The organism is Sphingomonas sandaracina (assembly GCF_036663695.1).
In the GTDB taxonomy this organism is placed as follows: Bacteria; Pseudomonadota; Alphaproteobacteria; order Sphingomonadales; family Sphingomonadaceae; genus Sphingomonas.
In genome coordinates this window covers 134,629-155,334 of the sequence record NZ_JAXOJK010000001.1, presented here as the reverse complement: position 1 = coordinate 155,334, position 20,706 = coordinate 134,629, and the positions used below count along the sequence as shown (strand labels likewise).

Sequence of the window (20,706 nt, the reverse complement as noted above, 5' to 3'; positions counted from 1 at the left end):
AAACGCGTTTCGCGACGAACGGGATGCAGCCCACGCAATCTTTAACCGTGCATCGACTTGCGCGACGACGACGAAAGGGCTCTGAGAGATCGACCGTCGAAAGCGCCCGTCGACACAGCTCAGGTACACCCATGGCTCGCAAACATTCGAAACACATGCCGTATGAGGACCCGCTTGCCGCCGAGCCGGACGCTCCGAAAACGGAGCAATGCTGGTTGTGCGGGCGACCGACCGGGGCCACCATCGTCTGGCATCATCCCGTGCCGAAAAGCCGGGGGGGACGCGATGTCGTGCCGATGCACCCGGTCTGCCAGCAGACGCTGACCACCAATTTCACCAATTCGGAACTGCAGCGCGCCGGGATGGACGTCGACAGCCTGCTCGCGCATCCGACCATCCGCAAGTTCGTCGACTGGGTTGCGAACAAGGATCCCGATTTCACCGCCGCCCCGGCGAAGAAGATACGCTGAGCCATGACTGCGGCATGACTGCAGACGTGCACCCGGTAACCCCGGACGGTCGATACTTCGTCGTTCGGGGGAGGCTTTGGCGACGATCCGATCCCTCGTTGCCCGAGGAGCGTCGCAGCGCTCTGGTCGCCGAACTGATGCAGGCCAGACGTGCGGTGGGTGTCGCGTTGCGCAAGGCCGACAAGGACGCATTGGCCGAGGCTCGTGCCAACGTCGACCTGGCGAAGGTCGCGCTCGGCGAACGTGGGCAGGTATGGTGGCATGACGGCACGCCGGACCTCAATCGCCGGATGGTTGCCGGCACGCCATATGCGCAGTGGTACGAAGACGCCGCCGGTGCTCCAAGCGAAACGAGCGCACGCTAAGACGCTGTAAGGGAAGGTGACGGTCGATCGCAGTTGGCCGCCACGTTGCCGAAGCAGAGTGGTTCATCTTGACCCGGAACACGCACATCTCACCCAAAATCAATTGCCAAAAGGTCCGGGCCGGGAGCTTGGTTGCGCGGAATACCATTACAGAGAGGTTCGAGAATGAATTCCACCTTTGCAAAGCGTTCGGTCGTGGCGTTGATCCTGGTCGGCTCGGTCGGCCTCGGTGGCTGTGCGACCAAGGGCTATGTCAACGATCAGATCGCTACGGTGAACACGCGGATCGATGGCATCGACGGCCGGCTGCGCACTGTCGAAGGGACGTCGGGCCAGGCACTTACGCAGGCGCAGGCTGCAGCCGGTCAGGCTCAGCAGAACGGTCAGCGTATCGACCAGCTCAATGGTCGCGTCGATGGCCTTGACCAGCAGATGCAGCAGCAACAGAAGCAGCGTCAGCGCAAGCCGCGCGGCTGATCGCCACCAACATCGTCAGTAACGGAAAACGGCCCTGCAAAATCCACGAATGAGAGTCCCAGGGCCGTTTTCCTTTTCGTTTCGAATTGTCGCGTTGCTGTCGCTTGCGGTGGCACCGTGCGGTTCGAGCGCGCAAACCGCCGGCCGTACCGCGCGCCAAGCCAAAGCCTCGCCTGCGAAAGCCGGGTCTGCGAAGGCCTCGTCTGCGAAAACGACGCATGCGAAGCGCAAGGTCGCCAGCACCCAAGTCGCCGCCCCTCCTTCCATCCCGACGGAGTCCGCCTCGCGATTGATCGCCTGGATCCACGCGGCGCAAGACAACGGCGCGCTACCCTACATCGTCATCGATAAGCCGGCCGCGCTGCTCTATCTGTTCGCGGCTGATGGAAAGCTTCTCGGGCAGACACCCGTGCTGCTCGGTATCGGTGTAGGCGATGACTCCTCGCCGGGTGTCGGCGCCAAGAAACTCGAAGATATCGGGCCAGCCGAGCGGACGACGCCAGCCGGCCGGTACGTCGCGAAGTTCGGTCGCGCCTTTGGCCATCAACGTGTGCTGTGGGTGGATTACGCCAATTCCGTCGCACTGCATGCGGTCATCACGACGAACAAGAAAGAGAAGCGCGTTCAGCGGCTTCTTTCGCCTTCGCCGGACGATAACCGCATCTCGTTCGGTTGCATCAACGTCGGCACGCCATTCTACACGCGCAAACTCAGCCCTCTGCTCAGGAAGACGGGCGGCGTCGTCTATATCCTGCCGGACACGAAAACGCTCGACGAGGTGTTCCCGCGGCTTCGCCTGCTGCCGTATCTCGACGTCGCGGCGGAACGCGAACCGGCCGCATGACCATCACGCCAGCTCGATCGAAGAGAAGAACCGCATGATCCTGTTGATGATCGCCGCACTGGCATCGGCGAAAGCACCTGTCGTCGTCAGTTCGCTGACGACCGAGCAACTGGTCAGGGATTGTCGCGGCAAGGACTCCGATCCTGCCGCCACCTTCTGCACCGGCTACATCATCGGCGCGTTCGACACGTTGTCGCAGGCACACCAGATCTGTCCATCGCCCGCGCACGCCTCGACGCTCGACACGGTTGCGTCGGTCCGTCGATACCTGCGCACGCACGACGAAAGATGGGGCGACGCGCCATCCTTTGTCGTGCGCGATGCCTTGCGTCTGAACTTTCCGTGCAAAAGCACCGTGGTCAAGCGGAAGCGGAAGCGAAAATAGGCACGTCAGGCGGACGCGCCACCCGCGGCTTCGTACAGATCGGAAAACGAAAGGCAGACGGCGGATCGTAGAAGGTCCCGCGCACGGACACTACGACATTGCTGTCCGTCACGGCATCGGCGGGGCGGCGACTGACACACGACGCTAGCGACGACCCGCCAGGCGCCACGCCATCGCAGGGCGCACGCCTAGGACCGCCGTCGACCGCCCGTTGACGCGGGCCCTTTTTCCTCCGCCGCAAGCCTGCGCCAACGGTCAAACCGTGCCGAGGTCAGGGTCCCGGCCGCGATGGCCGCCTGGATCGCGCAACCCGGTTCGACCATATGCGAGCAGTTCGAAAAGCGGCACTGCTGCGCGATGAGGGTGAAGTCGTCGAAGACCTCGGCTATGCCCGTAGCGGCCTCGGAGAGCTGTAGTTCGCGCATTCCCGGCAGGTCGAGCAGCCACCCGCCTCGTTCGAGACGATGCATCTCGCGGACGGTCGTCGTATGGCGGCCGGTACCGTCGTTGGCCCGGATCGCCTGCGTCGCGATACTGTCGGAGCCCCGCAGCGTGTTGACGAGGGTCGACTTGCCGACACCCGACGATCCGAGAAACGCGACGGTCTTGCCCGGTCCGCACCACGCGGCGAGACGCGCGACGTCGTCGGCATCGCGACCATCGACGGTTTCGACCAGCAAGCCCGGTTCGATCGATCGGGCAGCGGCGGCGAATGTCTCCGGCGTATCGGTCAGGTCGGACTTGGTCAGAACCACCACCGGCTGCACGCCGACCTCGCGAGCCAGCACCAGATACCGCTCGAGCCGCGCGACGCTGAAATCCTGGTTGCACGATGCAACGATGAACACCGTGTCGACGTTGGCCGCGATCATCTGCTCCTTGCGCGGATCGGCCGGCGAGCGTCGCTTGAACAGGTTGATCCGGCGGAGGACCCGGATCGGTTGTCCCATCGCATCGTCGAACAGCAGCCAATCGCCGACCGTGGGGTGATCGTCCGACGGATCGGCGCCAGGGATATACGGCGAGATTAAGTCCCGGGACCCGGCCCCCGCAACGGCGATCGTCCCGCGATGGACCGCCATGACGCGGACAGGGTGGCAATGCTGCGCCTCCTCGTCCGAAATCTGATCGTTGAAATGCGCGGTCCAGCCAAGGTCTGCCAGCGTGTCGGTGCTCGGTGTCATGCCACGGCTATAGCGCGTTTCCGTCGACCGGCATCGGGTAGAATGCGCCGTTCGTTCCGGCTCGGGTCGGACGCCGGCGATCGCAACGCAGCACGTGGGATGTCGCCTCTCCGCGATCTTACGACAATAGGTTTGCGCCGCCCTCAACCCCGGCGGGTTGAGGGCGATCAGCGATATTCTCGGCGCAATGCCTCGCATCGCAACGTCTTAGCGCGTATATATGGCGAATGATGAAATCGTCGCATCGATCGGCCGATCACGGGGCCAGACGCTGATGTCGTGGGTGGAGAAACTCGCGATCGTCGCCGGCATGGTGTTGTTCATGGAATGTTTTGCGTGGGCGACGCACAAATACGTCATGCACGGTTGGGGCTGGGGCTGGCACAAGTCGCACCACGAGGAACAGGACGGCTGGTTCGAGAAGAACGACTATTATGCCATCGCGTTCGCGATCGTGCCGATCGTGATGTTCGTAGTCGGCCTTTGGTGGCCGCCACTCTGGTGGGCGGCCCTGGGCATCACCGTGTATGGTGGGATATACGCCTTCGTCCACGATCTGCTGGTGCATCAGCGCGGTGGATTCCGGTGGGTCCCGAAGCAGGGCTATTTCAAGCGTCTCCTGCAGGCGCATCGGCTGCATCACGCGGTCGAGGGTAAGGACGGCACGGTCAGCCACGGCTTCTTGTTCGCGCGCAAGCCCGCCGTGCTGAAGGCGCAGCTGCGCGCCAACGCCGATCCGCAACGCCGCGTTTCGCGTTCGCCCGAGGCATCCGGGCCCGTCGCGGTGGATCAATGAGCGGGGGAACCGCCCTGCCCGCGTCCCCAAGCGGTGCGGCTGCGCGGCGCCAGGTATGGATCGGACTGTCGCTTGCCGCGGCGATCGTCACGGTCTGGCTCGCAATTCATGTCAGCGGGATTTTCTTCTGGCGTTGGAGCCTGGAGACGGTGCCGCTCGCGGCCGTGATGGTCCTCGTCCAGACGTGGCTGAGTACCGGGCTGTTCATCGTCGCCCATGATTCGATGCATGGTGCGCTGGCGCCCGGGTATCCCAGACTGAACCGCCTGACCGGCGCGACCTGCCTGTCGCTCTATGCCTGCCTGTCCTATGCCACGCTCCTGCCGCAGCATCATCTCCATCATCGCCATGCCGGTACCGCAAGCGATCCCGATTTCCATGGCGGCGATCCCAGCTTGTTCGGGTGGTTCGGACAGTTCTTCCGGACCTATTATTCACACGGCCAGATCGTTCGCATCACCGTCGTAGCGCTGGTCTACACGCTCCTGCTGGGGGCGCCGCTGGGCAACATCGTGGTATTCTGGGCGATACCGGCACTCGGCGCCGTATTGCAGCTGTTCGTCTTCGGGACCTGGCTGCCGCACCGCGAGCGGGACGAACCCTTTGCCGATCACCACCACGCGCACAGCGCCAAGATCCCGCTGTTGGTGTCGCTGCTGACGTGCTTCCACTTCGGCGGGTATCATCACGAGCATCATCTGTCGCCCGGTACGCCGTGGTGGGGCCTGCCTGCGCGACGGCGCGCCATCGCGGCACGATCCGGTAACCCCGCGATGGTACGACGCGCGATATGATGCTTACCATAACAGTCTCCGCGATCGCGATGACGGTGATCGTTGGGGTCCGCTATCTGATCGTCTCGGGTGCATTCGCGTGGGCGACGCGGCGCAAGCATCCTGGCCTGTATCTCGGGCTCGACCCGCAGGTTCGGCGCGAGATCGTGTGGAGCCTAGCGTCGGCCGCGATCTACGGCGTTCCGGCAGGGATCGTCGCCTGGGGTTGGCAGCATCTTGACTGGACACGGGTCTATTCGGACCTTGACGCCTATCCGCTCTGGTATTGGCCGGTGTCGGTGTTGCTCTACCTCCTGCTCCATGACGCCTGGTTCTATTGGACGCATCGGTGGATGCACCGGCCCAAGCCGTTCAAGCTCGCGCACGCGCTTCACCACGCCAGTCGACCACCGACCGCGTGGGCGGCGATGGCCTTCCACCCGATCGAGGCGCTGACCGGCGCCGTCGTGATCCCGTTGCTGGTTTTCTTCGTGCCTATCCACGTTAGCGGACTGGCCGTCGTGCTGACGATCATGACGGTGATGGGCGTTACCAACCATATGGGATGGGAGATCTTCCCGCGCTTCATGTGGTCCGGACGGCTTGGCGGCTGGCTGATCACGGCGAGCCATCATCAACGACACCATGAACTCTACGCATGCAATTATGGCCTGTATTTCCGGCACTGGGACAGGCTGTGCAGTACCGATCGCGGCGTTGGTGACTTCACCCGCGAGCACGCGCGCGCCGAACGCCGCGCGGCGGCCGCCGATGCCGTGCCGGCGGTCGCTGACCCGGTGTACCCAGGTCGCTAGATAACCCGGCTCCTTATCTCCTCGGGCGCGTTTTGCTTTCTTATGAGGGAGATAAAGATGACCGACGCCACTGCCGTAAATGCCCGCCAACGCGAGATCGCGACCGAGCATCTGCTGTTCAAGCTGATGGAGTATGTCGAAGCCCAGCATCCGGGACTGCTGGACTTCATGGAAGACAGTCTGGACCATCTCGGAGACCCGGCCAACGACGATACCAAGGATGACGAAGGCGTCCGCCAGATTGCCCGTCGTATGATCGTCGGCGCCCGTAAAGAGACCGCGAACTGATCGCGCTGCATCTGGTATGGGACGGAAGGCAAACCATGCGAGCGACTGTCTGTCTGCGACGGCGAGGACGGCGCTCGCAGGATAGCCGCCTTTACCATCCTCGGTGCGCAAGCATAAACGTTAAGTTCGTATCGTCGCGGATCACAAGGTCAACGTGACCGAGAGAACCGACAGTACAGGTCAGGCCGATGACTGGCAGTACGTGACATCAAGCCTTGTCGGTCCGGTAGCTCGGTCCGGCCTTATGTCAGGGTGATACTCGGCCGGTTGCCAAACTTTCGAACAACATCTTGAGGGGATTCTCGATGTTTTCCAGACCATCGATGCCGGTAATCTTGCCGCCTATGATCGACCGTCCCTGGACATAGTCCCTCACCGCATTGACGCAGTCCAGGGCTATGACCCTGCCGGCTTTCACATAGACGACGGAGAACGATCGGTCCGCGGGATCACCTCTGACGATGGTGCGATCGTAACCGGCAGAAATGCCGACCGTTTGCAGCTTGATGTCGTACTGGTTCGACCAGAACCATGGCAAGGCATCGTATTCGGCCGGCTCGCCCGTCAGGTTCCTGGCCACGACCACCGCCTGGTCGTTGGCATTCTGGACGGATTCGAGACGGATCGTGGCCCCGTCCGCATAGCGATTGGCGTGCGCGGCGCAGTCGCCGATGGCGTAGATGTCGGGCAAGCTGGTGCGGCACCGACCGTCGATCGAAACGCCATCACCGCCGTCGGCGCCGGCCGCGAGAAGCGGCCCGACGGCAGGTACGATGCCGATACCCACGATCGCCATCTCGCAGGGCACAACCTCACCGCCCTTGAGCCGAACGCCCGATACCGCACCGCTGCGCTCCTCGATACAGTCCACGACCACGCCCAACCTGACGACAACGCCGCGTTTCCGATGTTCGTCCTCGATGAAGCGGGACAGCGGTGCCCCGGCGACTCGCGCCAACACCCGATCCTGCGCCTCCAGCACGGTCACCGCCTTGCCGAGCTTCGTGAGCACGGCAGCCGCTTCCAGACCGATATAGCCGCCGCCGACGACGGCCACACGCGTCACGTCGTCAAGCTCGGCGATCATCCGGTCGACGTCGGCGCGCGTTCGGACGCCGTGTACGCTTTTCAGATCGTGGCCGGCGCACGTCAGTCGGCGCAGTGTTCCACCGGCAGCCCATATCAGCGTGGCGTATCCCAGCGTCGCACCGTCCTGCAACGCTACGCCATGCCCCACCGGATCGACCGCAACGACCCGCGCCCCGAGCAACAGATCGATTTGGCGCTCCACCCAGAATGCGCGAGGACGGATGAGAAGCCGCTCGAACGGCTTGTCGCGCGCGAGATAGTCCTTGCTCAACGGAGGGCGTTCGTACGGCGGGTCGAGTTCGTCGCCGACGATCCCGATCGACCCTACGAACTTGCGCTGACGCAAAGCGATCGCGGCCTGCGCGCCGGCATGGCCGCCACCCACGATAAGCACGTCATAGTGTGACGTCATTCGGTCGAGTTCTCCATGCTCGGGCGCTGCGGCCCGCGTGTCGATCGACGCGCGGGCCGTGGCAGCTTAGCTTCGCTAGACCTTCAGCCCGCCGGGGCTGCCGTCGCTGCGGCGTCCAGTTTGTCCTGTGTCATGGTGTCGAAGTCGCCCGCATCATGGCGTTCGTGAAGCTGGCTCGCGAGATCGCCCATCACGCGGTTGACCATCCGTCCGCGCTGTACCGCCGGCCGCGCGCCGATCTGATCGGCCCAGCGCAGGACGTTCTTATAGTCGGTCACCTGAAGGAACTCGGCGGCTTCGTAAACCTGTCCGGTCACGAGCGCGCCATACCAGGGCCATGCCGCCATATCCGCGATCGTATAGGCATCGCCACCGAGGTATTCGCTTTCGCCGAGACGTCGGTCGAGCACGTCGAGCTGGCGCTTCACCTCCATCGCGAAGCGGTCGATCGCATATTCGATCTTCACCGGCGCATAGGCGTAGAAATGCCCGAACCCGCCGCCAAGCATCGGTCCCGCCCCCATCTGCCAGAACAGCCACGACAGCACCTCGGCGCGTTTGGCCCCTTCCGTGGGTAGGAACGCCCCGAACTTCTCGGCGAGGTAGACCAGGATCGAACCCGATTCGAAAACCCGGATCGGATCGGCGCCGCTGTGATCAACCAATGCCGGGATTTTCGAGTTGGGATTGGCCGCGACGAACCCGCTCCCGAACTGGTCGCCGTCCATGATCTTGATCAGCCACGCGTCATACTCGGCACCCGTATGCCCGGCCGCAAGCAACTCCTCGAGCATCACCGTCACCTTGACGCCGTTGGGCGTGGCAAGGGAATACAGCTGCAGCGGGTGCTTGCCGACGGGCAACGCCTTGTCGTGCGTGGCGCCCGCGATCGGCCGATTGATACTCGCGAACCGCCCTCCGCTCTCCTTGTTCCAGGTCCAGATCTTCGGTGGCGTATAGTCTCCGGTTTCGGTCATTCGGAATCTCCGCGGCATGTCTTACGTCCTGGCGGATTGACCCGTTACACCGGGTTGCGCAAGCAGAGCCGACCTGGTGATGCCAAAGAAATAGTCATGGGCCTGGATAGCCAGGGCATTCGTCACCTTGGCGATAAGGCGATGCTCGACAGGTCGGTTGCGGCGTCGATCGGCACCCCCGCCTCTTTGCGCTCGGAGTAGCGGTTCACAAGCTGGACGGTGTGCGGACGCAGCAGAACCGTGAACCGCACCAACTCTTCCATCACATCCACGATGCGGTCGTAATAGCTGGATGCCTTCATCCTGCCGGCGTCGTCGAATTCTTCGAACGCCTTGGCGACGCTCGACTGGTTGGGGATGGTCACCATCCGCATCCAGCGGCCAAGGACGCGCAGGGTGTTGACGCTGTTGAACGACTGCGATCCGGCCGACACCTGCATGACGGCCAGCGTGCGGCTCTGCGTCGGGCGCATTCCGCCCATAGACAGCGGCAGGTGATCGACCTGTAGCTTCATGATGCCGGTAATCTGGCCATGCCGCTCGGGGCTGCACCACACATGCCCCTCCGACCACATCGACAGTTCCCGCAGCTCATGGACGGCCGGGTGATCGTCCCCCGTCACCTGGTCGGGCAGCGGCAGCGTCGAGGGATCGAAGATGCGCGTCTCGCAGCCGAAGAACTGCAGCAAACGCGCTGCTTCCTCGATGCACAGGCGCGAATAGGATCGCTCCCGCAGCGAGCCGTAGAGCAGCAGGATACGCGGCGGCGGGTCACCGACGCCCAGCCCAAGGGCGGGACGATCGAACGCATAGCGCCGATCGAGCGCAGGCAGATGATCGGGATCGGAGAGGGTAAGGAGCGGCATCAGGCAGGGTATCCAGTTCAATCAGGCAAGATCGGTCGCGGTGGGATCACCCTGCGCCGATCCGAATTGCCAGCGCGGTTAGTGTAACCAGCAGTACGGGGATCGTCAGCGTCGCGCCGACCTTGAAGTAATAGCCCCAGCCGATCCGAATGCCCTTCTGGCCCAGGACGTGCAGCCACAGCAGCGTGGCGAGCGAGCCGATCGGCGTGATCTTTGGGCCGAGGTCGCAGCCGATCACGTTGGCGTAGATCATCGCCTGCTTGATCGCCCCCGTGGCGTGCGTCGCGTCGATCGACAGCGCGCCGACGAGCACGGTCGGCATGTTGTTCATCACCGACGACAGCAGCGCAGCGATGATTCCGGTGCCGAATGCGGCGCCCCAGATGCCGCCTTGCGCGGTGTAGTCGAGGATGCCCGCAAGGTGATCGGTCAGCCCGGCGTTTCGCAGGCCGTAGACGACCAGATACATGCCAAGCGAGAATATCACGACCTGCCACGGCGCACCGGCCAATACCTTGCGCGTCTGGATGACGTGACCGCGCGCGGCAATCGCGAGCAGCAGAACGGCGCCGACAGCGGCGACGGCACTGACCGGCACACCGATGGGTTCGAGCAGGAAGAAGCCTGCGAGCAGCAGCGCGAGCACGACCCAACCCGCCCTGAACGTGGCAGGGTCGCGGATCGCATCACGCGGATCGCGCAGTTGTGCCACATCGTAGCCGACAGGAATGTCGCGCCGGAAGAACAGGAAGAGCACGGCCAAGGTCGCGGCGATCGACGTCAGGTCGACCGGCACCATGACCGAGGCATAATCGGCGAAACCGATCCGAAAGAAATCCGCCGACACGATATTGACGAGGTTGGAGACGATCAGCGGCAAGCTGGCGGTATCGGCGATGAACCCCGCCGCCATGACGAACGCCAGCGTCGCCCTGTCCTTGTATCCCAGCGCACGCAGCATTGCGATGACGATCGGCGTCAGGATCAGGGCCGCACCATCGTTGGCGAACAGCGCGGATACCGCCGCACCCAGCAGGACGATCAGCACGAACAACCGGCGACCATGCCCGCCGCCCCAGCGCGCGACGTGCAGCGCCGCCCATTCGAAGAAACCGGCTTCGTCGAGCAACAGGCTGACGATGATGATCGCCACGAACGTCGCGGTCGCGTTCCAGACGATGCCCCACACCACCGGCACGTCCGACAGCGACACGACGCCTGCGAGCAGTGCGACAGCCGCGCCGCCCAGCGCACTCCAGCCGATGCCGAGGCCCTTGGGTTGCCAGATGACGAGTGCGATCGTGACGACGAAGATGGCGAGCGCGATCAGCATCAGGCGATGCGATGCCCTTTAGCGTCCACGACCTTTTCGCTGTCTTCCTTGGCAAACGCCCCCTGTTGCGGGTCGGGCAGCAGATCGATCACGGCTTCGGACGGTCGGCACAGCTTCACGCCGAGCGGCGACACGACCAGAGGACGGTTTATGAGGACCGGATGCGCCATCATCGCGTCCACCAGCGCATCGTCCGACAGTGTGGCGTCACTCAGACCCAGTTCCGCATAGGGTGTCCCCTTCTCCCGCAGCAGATCGCGGGGGACGATGCCGGCACGGTCGATCAATTCGAGCAGCAATGCGCGGGAGAGCGGGGTCTTCAGATATTCGACGACGTGCGGCTCGATACCGGCGTTGCGGATCAGGCCGAGGGTGTTGCGCGACGTGCCGCACTCGGGATTGTGATAGACGATGATATCGACGGCCACGGGACGTCCTTTCAACAGCAGGGGGCGAGTTCGGTCAGCAGGGGCGCACACAGTTCCGGCGCGCCGGCGCAGCAGTCCTTGACCAGAAACAGCGTCAGCGCGCGCAACCCGTCCAGGTCGGCGCGGTAGATGATCGACCGGCTACGCTTTTCGAAGCGGACGACGCCCGCGCGCGAAAGGATGCCGAGATGCGCCGAGATCGTATTCTGCGGCATAGCAAGCTGGCGAGCGATCTCCCCTGCCGCCATGCCTTCTGGTTCGTGGCGCACGAGAAGGCGGAACGCGTCTAGGCGTGTGCACTGCCCAAGTGCGCTCAGGGCCAGGATTGCCGAATCAGTATCCATATATCCAGCATAGACGATACATTGATACAGGGAAGGTCTCCGGTTGCTGGCCGCTTCAGAAGCGGCTCACGGGAACGGGCTAAGTGCTAGTCATCGCCACGCAACGGGGTCGGACCTCGGCGGCGGGCGGCGCGGTATGCCCGTGCCTCGCGCAGCGTTGCGTTCGGGGTCAAGCCGCTCGCCGGCAGCTTCGCCACGGCGATGCGTTGCGACAGGTAGATGCCGTTATGCCCGGAGCAGACATAAGCGACGAAACAGGCCGCCGCGATCGGCACCGCATAGGTAGCACCGAACAGCTCGATCCCCATGAACGTGCAGGCCAGCGGCGTATTGGCCGCACCGGCGAACACCGCGACGAAGCCGATCGCGGCGAATATGCCGGTCGGTACGCCGAACATGGGCGCAAGCGCGTTGCCGAGCGCCGCTCCGATGAAGAACAGCGGTGTCACCTCGCCGCCCTTAAAGCCGGCGCTGAGCGTGACGACGGTGAACAACAGCTTCAGAGCCCAACTCCACGGATGGGTGTCGGGCCCAAAGAAGCTGGCGATGGTGATGCTATCGGGTGTGGCCGCCAGCGTCCCGAGACCGAGATAATCGCGTGTCCCGAACAGGGTGACCAGCGCGATGACCGCGACCCCGCCGATGACGGGGCGCAGCGGGCCGTAGGGGACGATCCGCTTCAGCCACCCGCCAAGCGCGTGATTGGCTTCGGCAAAGACAAGGCCGACCAGTCCGAACGCCACCCCGGCGATAGCGGCCTTGGCGACGAGCAGCGCGTCGACCGGCACCACAGCATCGATCCGGTAAATGCTGTGGTGAATGCCCCAGGCCAGGCACGTCCAGTCGCCGACCAGCGCCGCGACGAGGCACGGCATCAACGCGCGATATTCGATGCGTCCGATCGCCAGCACCTCCAGCGCGAACACGGCGCCCGCGATCGGTGTACCGAATACCGCACCGAACCCGGCGGCGATGCCGGTCATCAGCAGAATGCGCGTGCCCTCCGCATCGAGATTGAACGCGTGACCGAAGCCGCTGGCGATACTCCCGCCCAACTGGACGGCGGTGCCCTCCCGCCCGGCGGAACCGCCGAACAGGTGCGTCATTACTGTGCCGAACAAGATCAGCGGCGCCATCCGCAGCGGCACCCCGCCCCCCGGCTCGTGGATCTGCTCGACGATGAGATTGTTGCCGCCCTCCACCGAACGGCCGGTCAGATGATAGAGCAGCCCAACCACGAAGCCGCCCAACGGCAGCAGGTACAGCAACCAGGGCCACGCGAAGCGCAGCCGCGTGACGGCATCGAGGCTCCACAGAAACGACGCGCACAGCGTTCCGACGACTGCCGCCATCGGCACGAGAACCAGTGCCCAGCGCACGACCGCCACGGCCTGGGCGTGACGATCGCGGACACATGCCGCAGCGCTCGACCGGTCAATGACATTGTTAAAAACAGCGCGCACGATTCCCCCTTGCCGCCTAGCGGTCCCAAGTAGGAATCATCAGCTCTTGCCAGAGCGGTTCGGCCCAGAAGGCCCGGCGGAAATCCATCACCGTGGGGCGGCTTATGGATTTGCAAGATCAGGTCGTCAACTCCGTCATCGACTTAGGCCCGTAAAAGCTCACAGTCGCGTCACGGCGAACTGAACAGCTTCACAGCGAACCCATCGCGTTGCAAAAGCGTCGAATGCACACCGACGATGCCGATACCGTGCACTACCGCCTGCGTCGCCAGAGCCGTACGCCGGCGTGGCTGGCCTTGTCCTGGCGCGCGCTGGTCGCACTGGGGCTGATCGGCATCGCGCTGGCGGTCCATTGGTTCGACCGGGAGGGCCTCCGACAGAATTCCGGCGCACCGGTGACCTTTGCCGATATTCTGTATTTCACGATGATCACCGTGACGACGGTCGGCTACGGGGACATCGTGCCGGTTACGCAACAGGCACGGATGTTCGATACGTTCGTGGTCACGCCGATCCGGCTTTTCGTGTGGCTCATCTTTCTGGGGACGGCATATGACTTCTTGCTCAAGGGCGTCTGGGAGAAATGGCGTATGTCGGTGATCCAGCGGCGCCTCGAGGGCCATGTCGTCGTCGCCGGTTTCGGCTCGAGCGGGTCAGAGGCGGTCAGCGAACTCGTCCGGCGCGGTGCCGATCCGGGCATGATCGTCGTGATCGACGAGAATGTGGCGGCCCTGCGCACCGCCGAGGATTATGGGACGACCGTGATGGAAGGCAACGCGACACGCAACGCGGCGCTGGAGGCCGCGCGTCTGGCGAACGCACGCGCGCTGATCGTCTCGGCAGGCCGCGACGATACGTCGATCCTGATCGTGTTGACGGCGCGACGGATCGCGCCGGAACTGCCGATCAGCGTGGTGATCCGGTCCGAGGACAACGAAGCGATCGCGCATCAGGCGGGCGCGACCGTGGTCATCAATCCTGCCAGTTTCGCCGGTCTGCTGCTGGCTGGCTCGACGCACGGTCCGCACATCGCGGATTACATGGCCGACCTCGCCGCGACCGGCGGCAGGGTCGCGCTTCGCGAGCGCGCCGTAACCGCAGACGAAGTCGGCAGGCCGCTTGCCGACATCGCGACCGGGCTCGGCCACCGCATCTATCGCGGGCATCAGGATTTCGGATTCTGGGAACCCGAAGCGCATCGCCTGGAAGCGGGCGACCTGATCGTCGAGGTCGTCCCTCGCCACTGATCACGACGCGCGCGCTTCCGAGAGGCGGCACTCGCGATTACCGGTCGGCTGCCTCCACGATCGCGCGCGTCACGTCGCCCATCAGCCGCATCCGTACCGGGATCGGCTGGCGGGTGCTCGCGATCATCACGGCCACCGCATAGCGATGTCCATCCGGCGCAACGAGCAATCCCACGTCGTTATAGCCGGTCGACAGGGTGCCGAGATCCTGCCCCGTCCCCGTCTTGTGCGCGAGCGTCCAGCCGGGGCGAAGTCCGGATTTTAGGCGAAGCGGGCCGGTCTTGCTGGATCGCATCAACGTCAGCAGCGAGGCGGTCGAACGCGCGCTCAAGAGTTTGCCCTGCGCCAGCAGAGATAGTCCCAACGTAACGCCATTGGCCGACGCACCATCGATCGGAGCCGCGAGATAGCGGCGCAGCGCCCTGTCGCGCGCCTCATACGTCATCGCCGCGCGCGCCTGTAGGAACCCCCAGCCTCCGGCCCATTCCGGTCGCCAGTCCAGTCCCGCGGTGCGGGCCTGCAACTCTCGCTCCCCGGGGCCGAACCTGACGCCGTCGATCGCCTTGTCCGCAAGCAGGCGGTTGATCCCGGCCGGGCCGCCGACCCGCCACAGCAGGACGTCGTTGCAGGTGTTGTCGCTGCGCGTCATCGCCCCGCGCAACAGGTCGCCGATCGTCGTCGTGTAGCCGTCTTTCCCGACGAGCGCCTTGATCGGTTGGTGAAACACGGTGAGATCGGATCGCGTGACCGTCACGCGATCGGCAAGCGTCAGCCGCCCCTTGTCCACGGCATCCATCACCGCGATAGCCACCCACAGCTTACTGACGCTCTGCTGGGGACGAGGGCTGTCGCCTTCCCATGCGACCACCCAGCCCTCATCGATATCACGGACGCTGATGCCCGCTTCACCCTTGAAGCCCGCCCCCAGCGCCTGAACAGCATTGAGCAGACCGGCTGACGGTTGCGCGCGCCGCGGCGATGACTTTGGCGGCGTTCTGGCGGGAGCAGTCGTCTCGACGGTGATCGGCACCGACGCGGGCGACACCGGTTGGCGTCCCGCCGGAACGCAGGCGGCAAGAGCACAAACACCGGCAAGGCTACCGACGCGACGACACACTGATTCGAATGACAACACCGCTTCCCTTTTATCTCCTTGAAACGCCCTGTCACCCCGCCGAAACCGCGGGGCGACCCCTAGGGGGCACTTCGCATCCCGTTCGACGCGCTGACGAACGAAACGGGCCACGGCTCGAGGCTTCATCGGCGAATTGCAGTGTCAGGTCGAACAAGAGATCGTCGCATGGTCTCTGGTGGGCGTCGTCAACACGCAGCTCGCCATGCCGAAGTGATGACGCGTAAACGTCCGCATGTTCGATGCCCGCCCGGTGTAAGACGATCCGGCGTCGAACATGCTCCGCCGTCACTGCTCCTCACGCCGGCGCTCAGTCGTCCGTAAAGCACGCAAAGAGGTAATACGGCGAAGCCGGGGGAAGCTTCACCGTATTGGCTAAGGGTCGCGGTCCAGAAAGCACGGGGGGGCTAGCGCTTGGAACCCGGCCGGTTCACCTTCACCGCTGCCCCACGATAGGTCACCGAGGCATCTCCCGCGCCGTCCAGATCTAGCGGACTTCCGGCCGTCATCCACCGTACCCGGATCGTGCGGCTCTCGGGCATGAGCTTATACCCCCGCCCCTCGCGAGCGCCGAGCGTTACGACCCCGGTCGCGTCGTCATACAATACCGGGATACGGCTATACGCGCCGCCACGATACTGCTCGCTCGTGCCGTCATCCTCGTACAGGCCGAAACTGCCGTTCGCCCCCGGGTAGATCGCCAGCGTCAGCGGCGCATCCGGCTTCTGGTCGACATATTGCGTGACCGGACCCATCGGCACGATCGCGCCGGCCTTAACGAACAGCGGCATCCGCTCGTACGGCGCCGCGACCGTCACGCTCCGGCCGCCGTGATACGCCTGCCCGGTATTGAAGTCGTACCAGACCGTCGTACCGGGCAGATACACGCTCCGCGAACGCGCCCGGTATTCGGTGACCGGTGCCACCAGGAAGCTGTCCCCGAACAGATATTCGTCGTTCACCTTCCGCGCCTGCAGGTCGTTCGGATAGTCCATAACGAGACCGCGCATGATGCTGCCGTCCTTGAACCACGTGTCCGCCGCGACCGTGTAGATATACGGCATCAGGCGATAGCGAAGCTGGTCGTACCACACCATCGAGTTGCGCATCGGCGACCCTTCCGGCGAAATCTCGTAGATCTCGCGGTACGGCGCTTCGCCGTGGCTGCGGAACAGCGGGCTGAACGCACCGAACTGGAACCAGCGCAGGTTCAACTCGCGCCATTCGTCCAGGTTCGCCGCGGTCGGCGTCTTGGCCGAATAGCGATCCTCCAGCGCGAACCCGCCGATGTCGTGCGTCCAGTTGGGGATGCCCGACATCGAAATGTTCACGCCCGCCGAGATCTGCGCTCGCAGATCGTACCAGCGGCTCGCCACGTCGCCCGACCAGACCGCCGCGCCCTCACGCTGCAACCCACCAAAGCCCGACCGCGTCAGGATGAACGGCCGCACGTCCGGCTTGTACTGACGCCAGCCGTCATAGACCGCGCCGACATGGACCAACGGATAGCTGTTGAAATACTGCGCGCCCGGCCCGGCGGCGGTCGGCCCCATCGTGGCGATCCGCTCCGGGATCGACAGGTTCGAATGCACGTCCGGCTCGCTGGCATCGAGCCACCACGCATCCGTACCGATCTTCGCCAGGCTGTCCTTGATCTGCCGCCAATAGATCGTCCGCGCTTCCGGCGCGTACGGATCATAGTCGGTATTGGCATAGCCCGGCCCGACCCAGTCCTTGTTCTTGAAATCGAGATTGCCGCGATAGGTATAGCCCTTTGCCGCAAGCTCCTTGTAGTTCTCGGTCGTCGGATAGAATTTCGGCCAGACCGAGATCATGTAGCGAGCATTCATGTCGTGGATCTTGTCGACCATCTTCTTCGGCTCGGGGAAGCGGGTCTTGTCAAACTGATGGCTGCCCCAGGCATTTTCGGGCCAGTAGAACCAGTCCTGGACAATGTTATCGAGCGGGATCTTCAGGTCGCGGTATGTCTTGACGACGTCGACCACCTCGTCCTGCGTATTGTAGCGCTGGCGCGACTGCCAGAAGCCATACGCCCATTTCGGCATCATCACGGCCTTGCCGGTGAGCGAGCGATAGCCCGCGACGACCTCGTCCATGTCCTTGCCGGGGACGTACCAGTAATTGACCGACTTTGCGATATCGCTGGTGAACCACACCGAATGGCGGTCGGGCGCGGCGAGCGGGTTGTTGTGGAGCAGCGCGATGTACCCCGCGTTCGGTTCCCACTCGATCCGTACCGCGACGCGCTTGCCCTTGGTCATTGGCAGGTCGAAATTCGCGTACCAGGGGTTCCAGTTCTGACGCCAGCGGTTCAGTACCTCCTTGCCGTCCATGAACACCTTGAAATAGCTCGAGCCATAGAGCTGGAACTTGTGCACCCCGCTGACGTCGGGCGTCACGTCACCGGTCCACACGACCTTCTGCGTCTCGACCGCGTTGCCCGCTGTGTTCTGGCCCCCGGTCGCGGCGACCGTCTGCGCCTTGGCGGCAGCCGGCCACTTCGCCTGATCCTTGATATACTGGTAGTTGATCGACGCTTCCTGCTGCGTCACCGCCAGCCGATCGCCGAGATAATATTGCGCGGTGAAACCGGGCTTGCCGCCGCTCGTCACCTTGAGGCCATCGGTGCCGACCAGCGAATAGGGGCGCGGGTTGCCGAACCGGGTGATCCCGTCATTGTCCCACAGCAGACCATAGTTGCGCGTCGAGACGACGAACGGGACGGCGATGTCCATGTTGTGCTGCGCAAGTTCGACGTCCTCGCCGTTGTAATCCATCTGCGCGTTCTGGTGCTGGCCCAGGCCATACAGCCCCTCGTCCGTGCCACGATTGAACTGCTGCGACGCGACCACGAACGGCTTGCCGTCGGCATTGGTAGGCGAGAAGGCGGGCGCGGCGGTCTGATCGAGTAGGACCTTTCCGGCAGCATCGAGCAAGCGGACGCGGCCGGTCTTCAGATCGACCTCGGCGGTATCCCGCGCGGTCGCGATCAGTACGCGTTTGCCCTGCCGGGTCACGGTATACTGGCCGGCGATTGGCGGCGTCGGCACCATCAGGCTTGGTGCGGTCGGCACGCGCGTCGGGCTCGCGACGACATGGATGATCCCATCGCCGTGCACCGTCACCTCGACCCAGCCCGCCGGGCCGCTCGACGGCGCGACGCCGATCCCGTTCGCGATCTTTTCGAAACCACCCTTGGCGACCTGCGCGTGCGCAATCGTCGAGGTCAAGGCGCTACCTGCCAGCAGCAGCGAGAAACCGAAAGACTTCGTCATTGTCATCCCCTTTATATCGTCGAGCTTCTAGCGCGTTATTTGTAGCTGCCCATGGTCACTTTCAGGATGACCGGCGTGATGAGGTTGATCCCGTAATCGGTCTGGTCGCCGTTCCACACGCGGCTCATCACCCAGCGTCCATCGACAACGCGCCCCTCCTCGACCCGGAAGACCGAGCCGTTCTTCGGGCCGGCCTTCGCCGTTCCGAAATTCAGCCGGACATGATCGCCGACCACGAGGAATTCGTTCGGCGACAGATGCGCGACCGCGACCCCGCCGACCGCATCCTTGGCCCATGCGGGAGGTTCGGACTTGATCCAGGTCCAGTCCTTCTGGCCAAACTGCCATTCGCCGTAGCTCGTGGCGATCGTCCAGTCGCCCATCGTCGTCGACTGTGGGGCGGTCTGCCCCGCGCCTTCGTCGGGCTTGGCGACACCCCAGGTCGGATGCTCGAATGCGATCTTCGCCCAGTCGCGCGCCATCGTCGACAACGCGGCGTATTTCAGCCCGATCGCATCGACCGTGTCGTCGTCGAGCGCCTTCGCCCCCAGCGGGTAGTTGAAATACCCCGTGTCATCCATGCCGAACGGCGCATAGCCGATCGCCCCGCGCCCGAGCGCCGCGTAGAAGAACCGCGCGAACTCCTTGGCGTTGCCGATCTCGGGCACCATCAACGCATTGTCGGGCCGCGCATACGCATCGAGGTACAGCGCGACATGGCCCGCATCGCGGTCGTAGATGTCGGGCGCCTGGAAATCGATCGCCGGTGCCGCCGCCTTCCAGATATCCAGCACGTCCTGCTGAGGGCCACCGCTGGCAACGCCGGTCGGATCGGGCACGTTCGACGGTCCGGCGAGCGAGGCGTTGACGTACATCGGCAACGGCTTGATCGCCTTCCCCGCGGCGGCGATCTCGTCGACGAAGCGCGCGGTGTGCCAAGTGTTGAACGCGCGGTCGGCCTGCGCACCGAACATCTGCGTCCAACTTCCGCCCGGCTTCTTGAGCGCCTTCGCCAGTTCCGCGGGCACAGGCTTGGCAAACACCGCATTGGCCTGCGCGCCATAGTCGCGCGGCGAGCGATAGCTGCCGACCTCGTTCTCCGGTTGCACCATGATCACCGTGTTCTGCGGATCATGCGCCTTCAGGTACTTCATCACCTCGACGAACGCGCGCTTGTCGGCCTCCAGCGTCGTGCGGAACATCGGCGAATGGACATAATGGTCCGTGCCGTCCTTCAGCTTCATCCGCGGAAAACGCCGGTTGTCGGCCTTGAACCAGTCCGGCGTATAGCCCGGCGACGTGTTCTTCCATGTCCCGAACCAGAGCAGCACGACGCGCTTGTCATGCGCGCGCGCCTGATCGAGCAGCGTCTGGAGAAAGCTCAGGTCGAACTTGCCCTCGACCGGCTCGACCTGCTGCCATGCGATCGGGATCTCGACGGTGTTCGCATGGATCCGGTCGAGCATCGGCCACACCTGCGGCAGTGCTGACGCATAGTTGCTGCTGTTGTTGACCTGCGCGCCGAGCATCAGGAACGGCGCACCATCGACCATCAGCGCATGCCGCCCGGCCTTCGTGACCATGCGCGGAATTTCGGTCGCGGTCTGCGCGGACGCGACGCCCGTGATCATCGACGCGGAGAGGACCAAACCCGCAACCATCTTTTTCATATGAACCATCATTGAATCCCTCTGTGTGTAAGCAGCGCCGACCGAAACCCCC

The 20,706-nt window shown here is 64.1% G+C and carries 21 protein-coding genes and 1 riboswitch; of the genes, 10 read left to right on the top strand and 11 right to left on the bottom strand.

Annotation, left to right across the window (positions count from 1 at the left end; translation table 11 throughout):
- The first annotated feature begins 131 nt into the window (after positions 1 to 131).
- The 5 genes from U1707_RS00610 to U1707_RS00590 all read left to right on the top strand — a co-directional run bounded on the left by U1707_RS00610 (position 132) and on the right by U1707_RS00590 (position 2,541).
- Positions 132 to 470 (top strand): hypothetical protein, encoded by a 339-nt coding sequence (locus tag U1707_RS00610; protein WP_332798228.1) that lies wholly within the window; start codon positions 132 to 134, stop codon positions 468 to 470.
- A gap of 14 nt (positions 471 to 484) precedes the next feature.
- Positions 485 to 835 carry a hypothetical protein gene (locus U1707_RS00605; RefSeq protein WP_332798227.1) on the top strand — a complete coding sequence of 117 codons (351 nt, stop codon included), beginning with the start codon at positions 485 to 487 and terminating at the stop codon, positions 833 to 835.
- A gap of 165 nt (positions 836 to 1,000) precedes the next feature.
- Positions 1,001 to 1,312, top strand: coding sequence for a hypothetical protein (locus U1707_RS00600; RefSeq protein WP_131584855.1), 312 nt, complete (start codon positions 1,001 to 1,003; stop codon positions 1,310 to 1,312).
- A gap of 94 nt (positions 1,313 to 1,406) precedes the next feature.
- Positions 1,407 to 2,156, top strand: a complete 750-nt coding sequence (locus U1707_RS00595; protein WP_332798226.1) for a L,D-transpeptidase — start codon at positions 1,407 to 1,409, stop codon at positions 2,154 to 2,156.
- A 46-nt stretch (positions 2,157 to 2,202) separates the two neighbouring features.
- Complete coding sequence (locus tag U1707_RS00590) at positions 2,203 to 2,541, top strand: Rap1a/Tai family immunity protein (RefSeq protein ID WP_332798225.1); 339 nt, start codon at positions 2,203 to 2,205, stop codon at positions 2,539 to 2,541.
- Positions 2,542 to 2,729: 188 nt separating this feature from the next.
- Here the strand turns inward: U1707_RS00590 and rsgA are convergent, their stop codons facing one another.
- A complete protein-coding gene (gene rsgA, locus U1707_RS00585; protein WP_332798224.1) occupies positions 2,730 to 3,725 on the bottom strand; it encodes a ribosome small subunit-dependent GTPase A in 996 nt (331 codons plus the stop codon).
- A gap of 274 nt (positions 3,726 to 3,999) precedes the next feature.
- Here rsgA and U1707_RS00580 point away from each other — a divergent pair, with 274 nt between their 5' ends.
- Genes U1707_RS00580 through U1707_RS00565 form a run of 4 tightly spaced genes read left to right on the top strand, consistent with a single transcriptional unit; the run spans position 4,000 to position 6,397 of the window.
- Entirely contained in the window at positions 4,000 to 4,521 is a 522-nt protein-coding gene (locus tag U1707_RS00580; protein WP_332799009.1) for a sterol desaturase family protein, read from the top strand.
- Positions 4,518 to 5,315, top strand: coding sequence for a fatty acid desaturase (locus tag U1707_RS00575; RefSeq protein ID WP_332798223.1), 798 nt, complete (start codon positions 4,518 to 4,520; stop codon positions 5,313 to 5,315). Before U1707_RS00580 ends, U1707_RS00575 begins: the two co-directional genes overlap by 4 nt.
- Positions 5,312 to 6,109: a sterol desaturase family protein gene (locus tag U1707_RS00570; RefSeq protein ID WP_332798222.1), complete on the top strand. Its 798-nt coding sequence runs from the start codon at positions 5,312 to 5,314 to the stop codon at positions 6,107 to 6,109. The genes U1707_RS00575 and U1707_RS00570 overlap by 4 nt, the downstream gene beginning before the upstream one ends.
- A gap of 57 nt (positions 6,110 to 6,166) precedes the next feature.
- Entirely contained in the window at positions 6,167 to 6,397 is a 231-nt protein-coding gene (locus tag U1707_RS00565) for a hypothetical protein (RefSeq protein ID WP_131584835.1), read from the top strand.
- Between the two features lie 247 nt (positions 6,398 to 6,644).
- Here the strand turns inward: U1707_RS00565 and U1707_RS00560 are convergent, their stop codons facing one another.
- The 7 genes from U1707_RS00560 to U1707_RS00530 all read right to left on the bottom strand — a co-directional run bounded on the left by U1707_RS00560 (position 6,645) and on the right by U1707_RS00530 (position 13,309).
- On the bottom strand, positions 6,645 to 7,898 hold the full coding sequence (locus U1707_RS00560) for an NAD(P)/FAD-dependent oxidoreductase (RefSeq protein WP_332798221.1): 1,254 nt from the start codon (positions 7,896 to 7,898) through the stop codon (positions 6,645 to 6,647).
- 83 nt (positions 7,899 to 7,981) lie between these two features.
- Positions 7,982 to 8,875, bottom strand: a complete 894-nt coding sequence (gene yghU / locus U1707_RS00555; RefSeq protein ID WP_332798220.1) for a glutathione-dependent disulfide-bond oxidoreductase — start codon at positions 8,873 to 8,875, stop codon at positions 7,982 to 7,984.
- A gap of 122 nt (positions 8,876 to 8,997) precedes the next feature.
- Positions 8,998 to 9,741 (bottom strand): arsenical resistance protein ArsH, encoded by a 744-nt coding sequence (gene arsH / locus U1707_RS00550; protein ID WP_332798219.1) that lies wholly within the window; start codon positions 9,739 to 9,741, stop codon positions 8,998 to 9,000.
- Between the two features lie 46 nt (positions 9,742 to 9,787).
- Complete coding sequence (locus tag U1707_RS00545; RefSeq protein ID WP_332798218.1) at positions 9,788 to 11,074, bottom strand: arsenic transporter; 1,287 nt, start codon at positions 11,072 to 11,074, stop codon at positions 9,788 to 9,790.
- A complete protein-coding gene (gene arsC, locus U1707_RS00540) occupies positions 11,074 to 11,502 on the bottom strand; it encodes an arsenate reductase (glutaredoxin) (protein WP_332798217.1) in 429 nt (142 codons plus the stop codon). The genes U1707_RS00545 and arsC overlap by 1 nt, the downstream gene beginning before the upstream one ends.
- Before the next feature lie 11 nt (positions 11,503 to 11,513).
- Positions 11,514 to 11,846, bottom strand: a complete 333-nt coding sequence (locus U1707_RS00535; RefSeq protein ID WP_332798216.1) for an ArsR/SmtB family transcription factor — start codon at positions 11,844 to 11,846, stop codon at positions 11,514 to 11,516.
- Positions 11,847 to 11,932: 86 nt separating this feature from the next.
- Entirely contained in the window at positions 11,933 to 13,309 is a 1,377-nt protein-coding gene (locus tag U1707_RS00530) for a voltage-gated chloride channel family protein (RefSeq protein ID WP_332798215.1), read from the bottom strand.
- 23 nt (positions 13,310 to 13,332) lie between these two features.
- Positions 13,333 to 13,410: riboswitch (Fluoride riboswitch) on the bottom strand.
- A 123-nt stretch (positions 13,411 to 13,533) separates the two neighbouring features.
- Here U1707_RS00530 and U1707_RS00525 point away from each other — a divergent pair.
- Entirely contained in the window at positions 13,534 to 14,556 is a 1,023-nt protein-coding gene (locus U1707_RS00525; RefSeq protein ID WP_332798214.1) for a potassium channel family protein, read from the top strand.
- Between the two features lie 37 nt (positions 14,557 to 14,593).
- On the opposite strand, the gene U1707_RS00520 is transcribed toward U1707_RS00525, so the two are convergent.
- The 3 genes from U1707_RS00520 to U1707_RS00510 form a co-directional block, all read right to left on the bottom strand.
- Complete coding sequence (locus U1707_RS00520; RefSeq protein WP_332798213.1) at positions 14,594 to 15,688, bottom strand: serine hydrolase; 1,095 nt, start codon at positions 15,686 to 15,688, stop codon at positions 14,594 to 14,596.
- A 407-nt stretch (positions 15,689 to 16,095) separates the two neighbouring features.
- Entirely contained in the window at positions 16,096 to 18,984 is a 2,889-nt protein-coding gene (locus tag U1707_RS00515) for a TIM-barrel domain-containing protein (RefSeq protein WP_332798212.1), read from the bottom strand.
- 35 nt (positions 18,985 to 19,019) lie between these two features.
- On the bottom strand, positions 19,020 to 20,654 hold the full coding sequence (locus U1707_RS00510) for a DUF5597 domain-containing protein (protein ID WP_332799008.1): 1,635 nt from the start codon (positions 20,652 to 20,654) through the stop codon (positions 19,020 to 19,022).
- Positions 20,655 to 20,706: the final 52 nt, after the last annotated feature.

Bases quoted from the DNA above. Each gene is read 5' to 3' on its own strand.
- U1707_RS00610 (WP_332798228.1), top strand. From the start codon at position 132: ATGGCTCGCAAACATTCGAAACACATGCCGTATGAGGACCCGCTTGCC.
- U1707_RS00605 (WP_332798227.1), top strand. From the start codon at position 485: ATGACTGCAGACGTGCACCCGGTAACCCCGGACGGTCGATACTTCGTC.
- U1707_RS00600 (WP_131584855.1), top strand. From the start codon at position 1,001: ATGAATTCCACCTTTGCAAAGCGTTCGGTCGTGGCGTTGATCCTGGTC.
- U1707_RS00590 (WP_332798225.1), top strand. From the start codon at position 2,203: ATGATCGCCGCACTGGCATCGGCGAAAGCACCTGTCGTCGTCAGTTCG.
- rsgA (WP_332798224.1), bottom strand. From the start codon at position 3,725: ATGACACCGAGCACCGACACGCTGGCAGACCTTGGCTGGACCGCGCAT.
- U1707_RS00580 (WP_332799009.1), top strand. From the start codon at position 4,000: ATGTCGTGGGTGGAGAAACTCGCGATCGTCGCCGGCATGGTGTTGTTC.
- U1707_RS00575 (WP_332798223.1), top strand. From the start codon at position 4,518: ATGAGCGGGGGAACCGCCCTGCCCGCGTCCCCAAGCGGTGCGGCTGCG.
- U1707_RS00570 (WP_332798222.1), top strand. From the start codon at position 5,312: ATGATGCTTACCATAACAGTCTCCGCGATCGCGATGACGGTGATCGTT.
- U1707_RS00565 (WP_131584835.1), top strand. From the start codon at position 6,167: ATGACCGACGCCACTGCCGTAAATGCCCGCCAACGCGAGATCGCGACC.
- U1707_RS00560 (WP_332798221.1), bottom strand. From the start codon at position 7,898: ATGACGTCACACTATGACGTGCTTATCGTGGGTGGCGGCCATGCCGGC.
- yghU (WP_332798220.1), bottom strand. From the start codon at position 8,875: ATGACCGAAACCGGAGACTATACGCCACCGAAGATCTGGACCTGGAAC.
- arsH (WP_332798219.1), bottom strand. From the start codon at position 9,741: ATGCCGCTCCTTACCCTCTCCGATCCCGATCATCTGCCTGCGCTCGAT.
- U1707_RS00545 (WP_332798218.1), bottom strand. From the start codon at position 11,074: ATGCTGATCGCGCTCGCCATCTTCGTCGTCACGATCGCACTCGTCATC.
- U1707_RS00535 (WP_332798216.1), bottom strand. From the start codon at position 11,846: ATGGATACTGATTCGGCAATCCTGGCCCTGAGCGCACTTGGGCAGTGC.
- U1707_RS00525 (WP_332798214.1), top strand. From the start codon at position 13,534: ATGCACACCGACGATGCCGATACCGTGCACTACCGCCTGCGTCGCCAG.
- U1707_RS00515 (WP_332798212.1), bottom strand. From the start codon at position 18,984: ATGACGAAGTCTTTCGGTTTCTCGCTGCTGCTGGCAGGTAGCGCCTTG.
- U1707_RS00510 (WP_332799008.1), bottom strand. From the start codon at position 20,654: ATGAAAAAGATGGTTGCGGGTTTGGTCCTCTCCGCGTCGATGATCACG.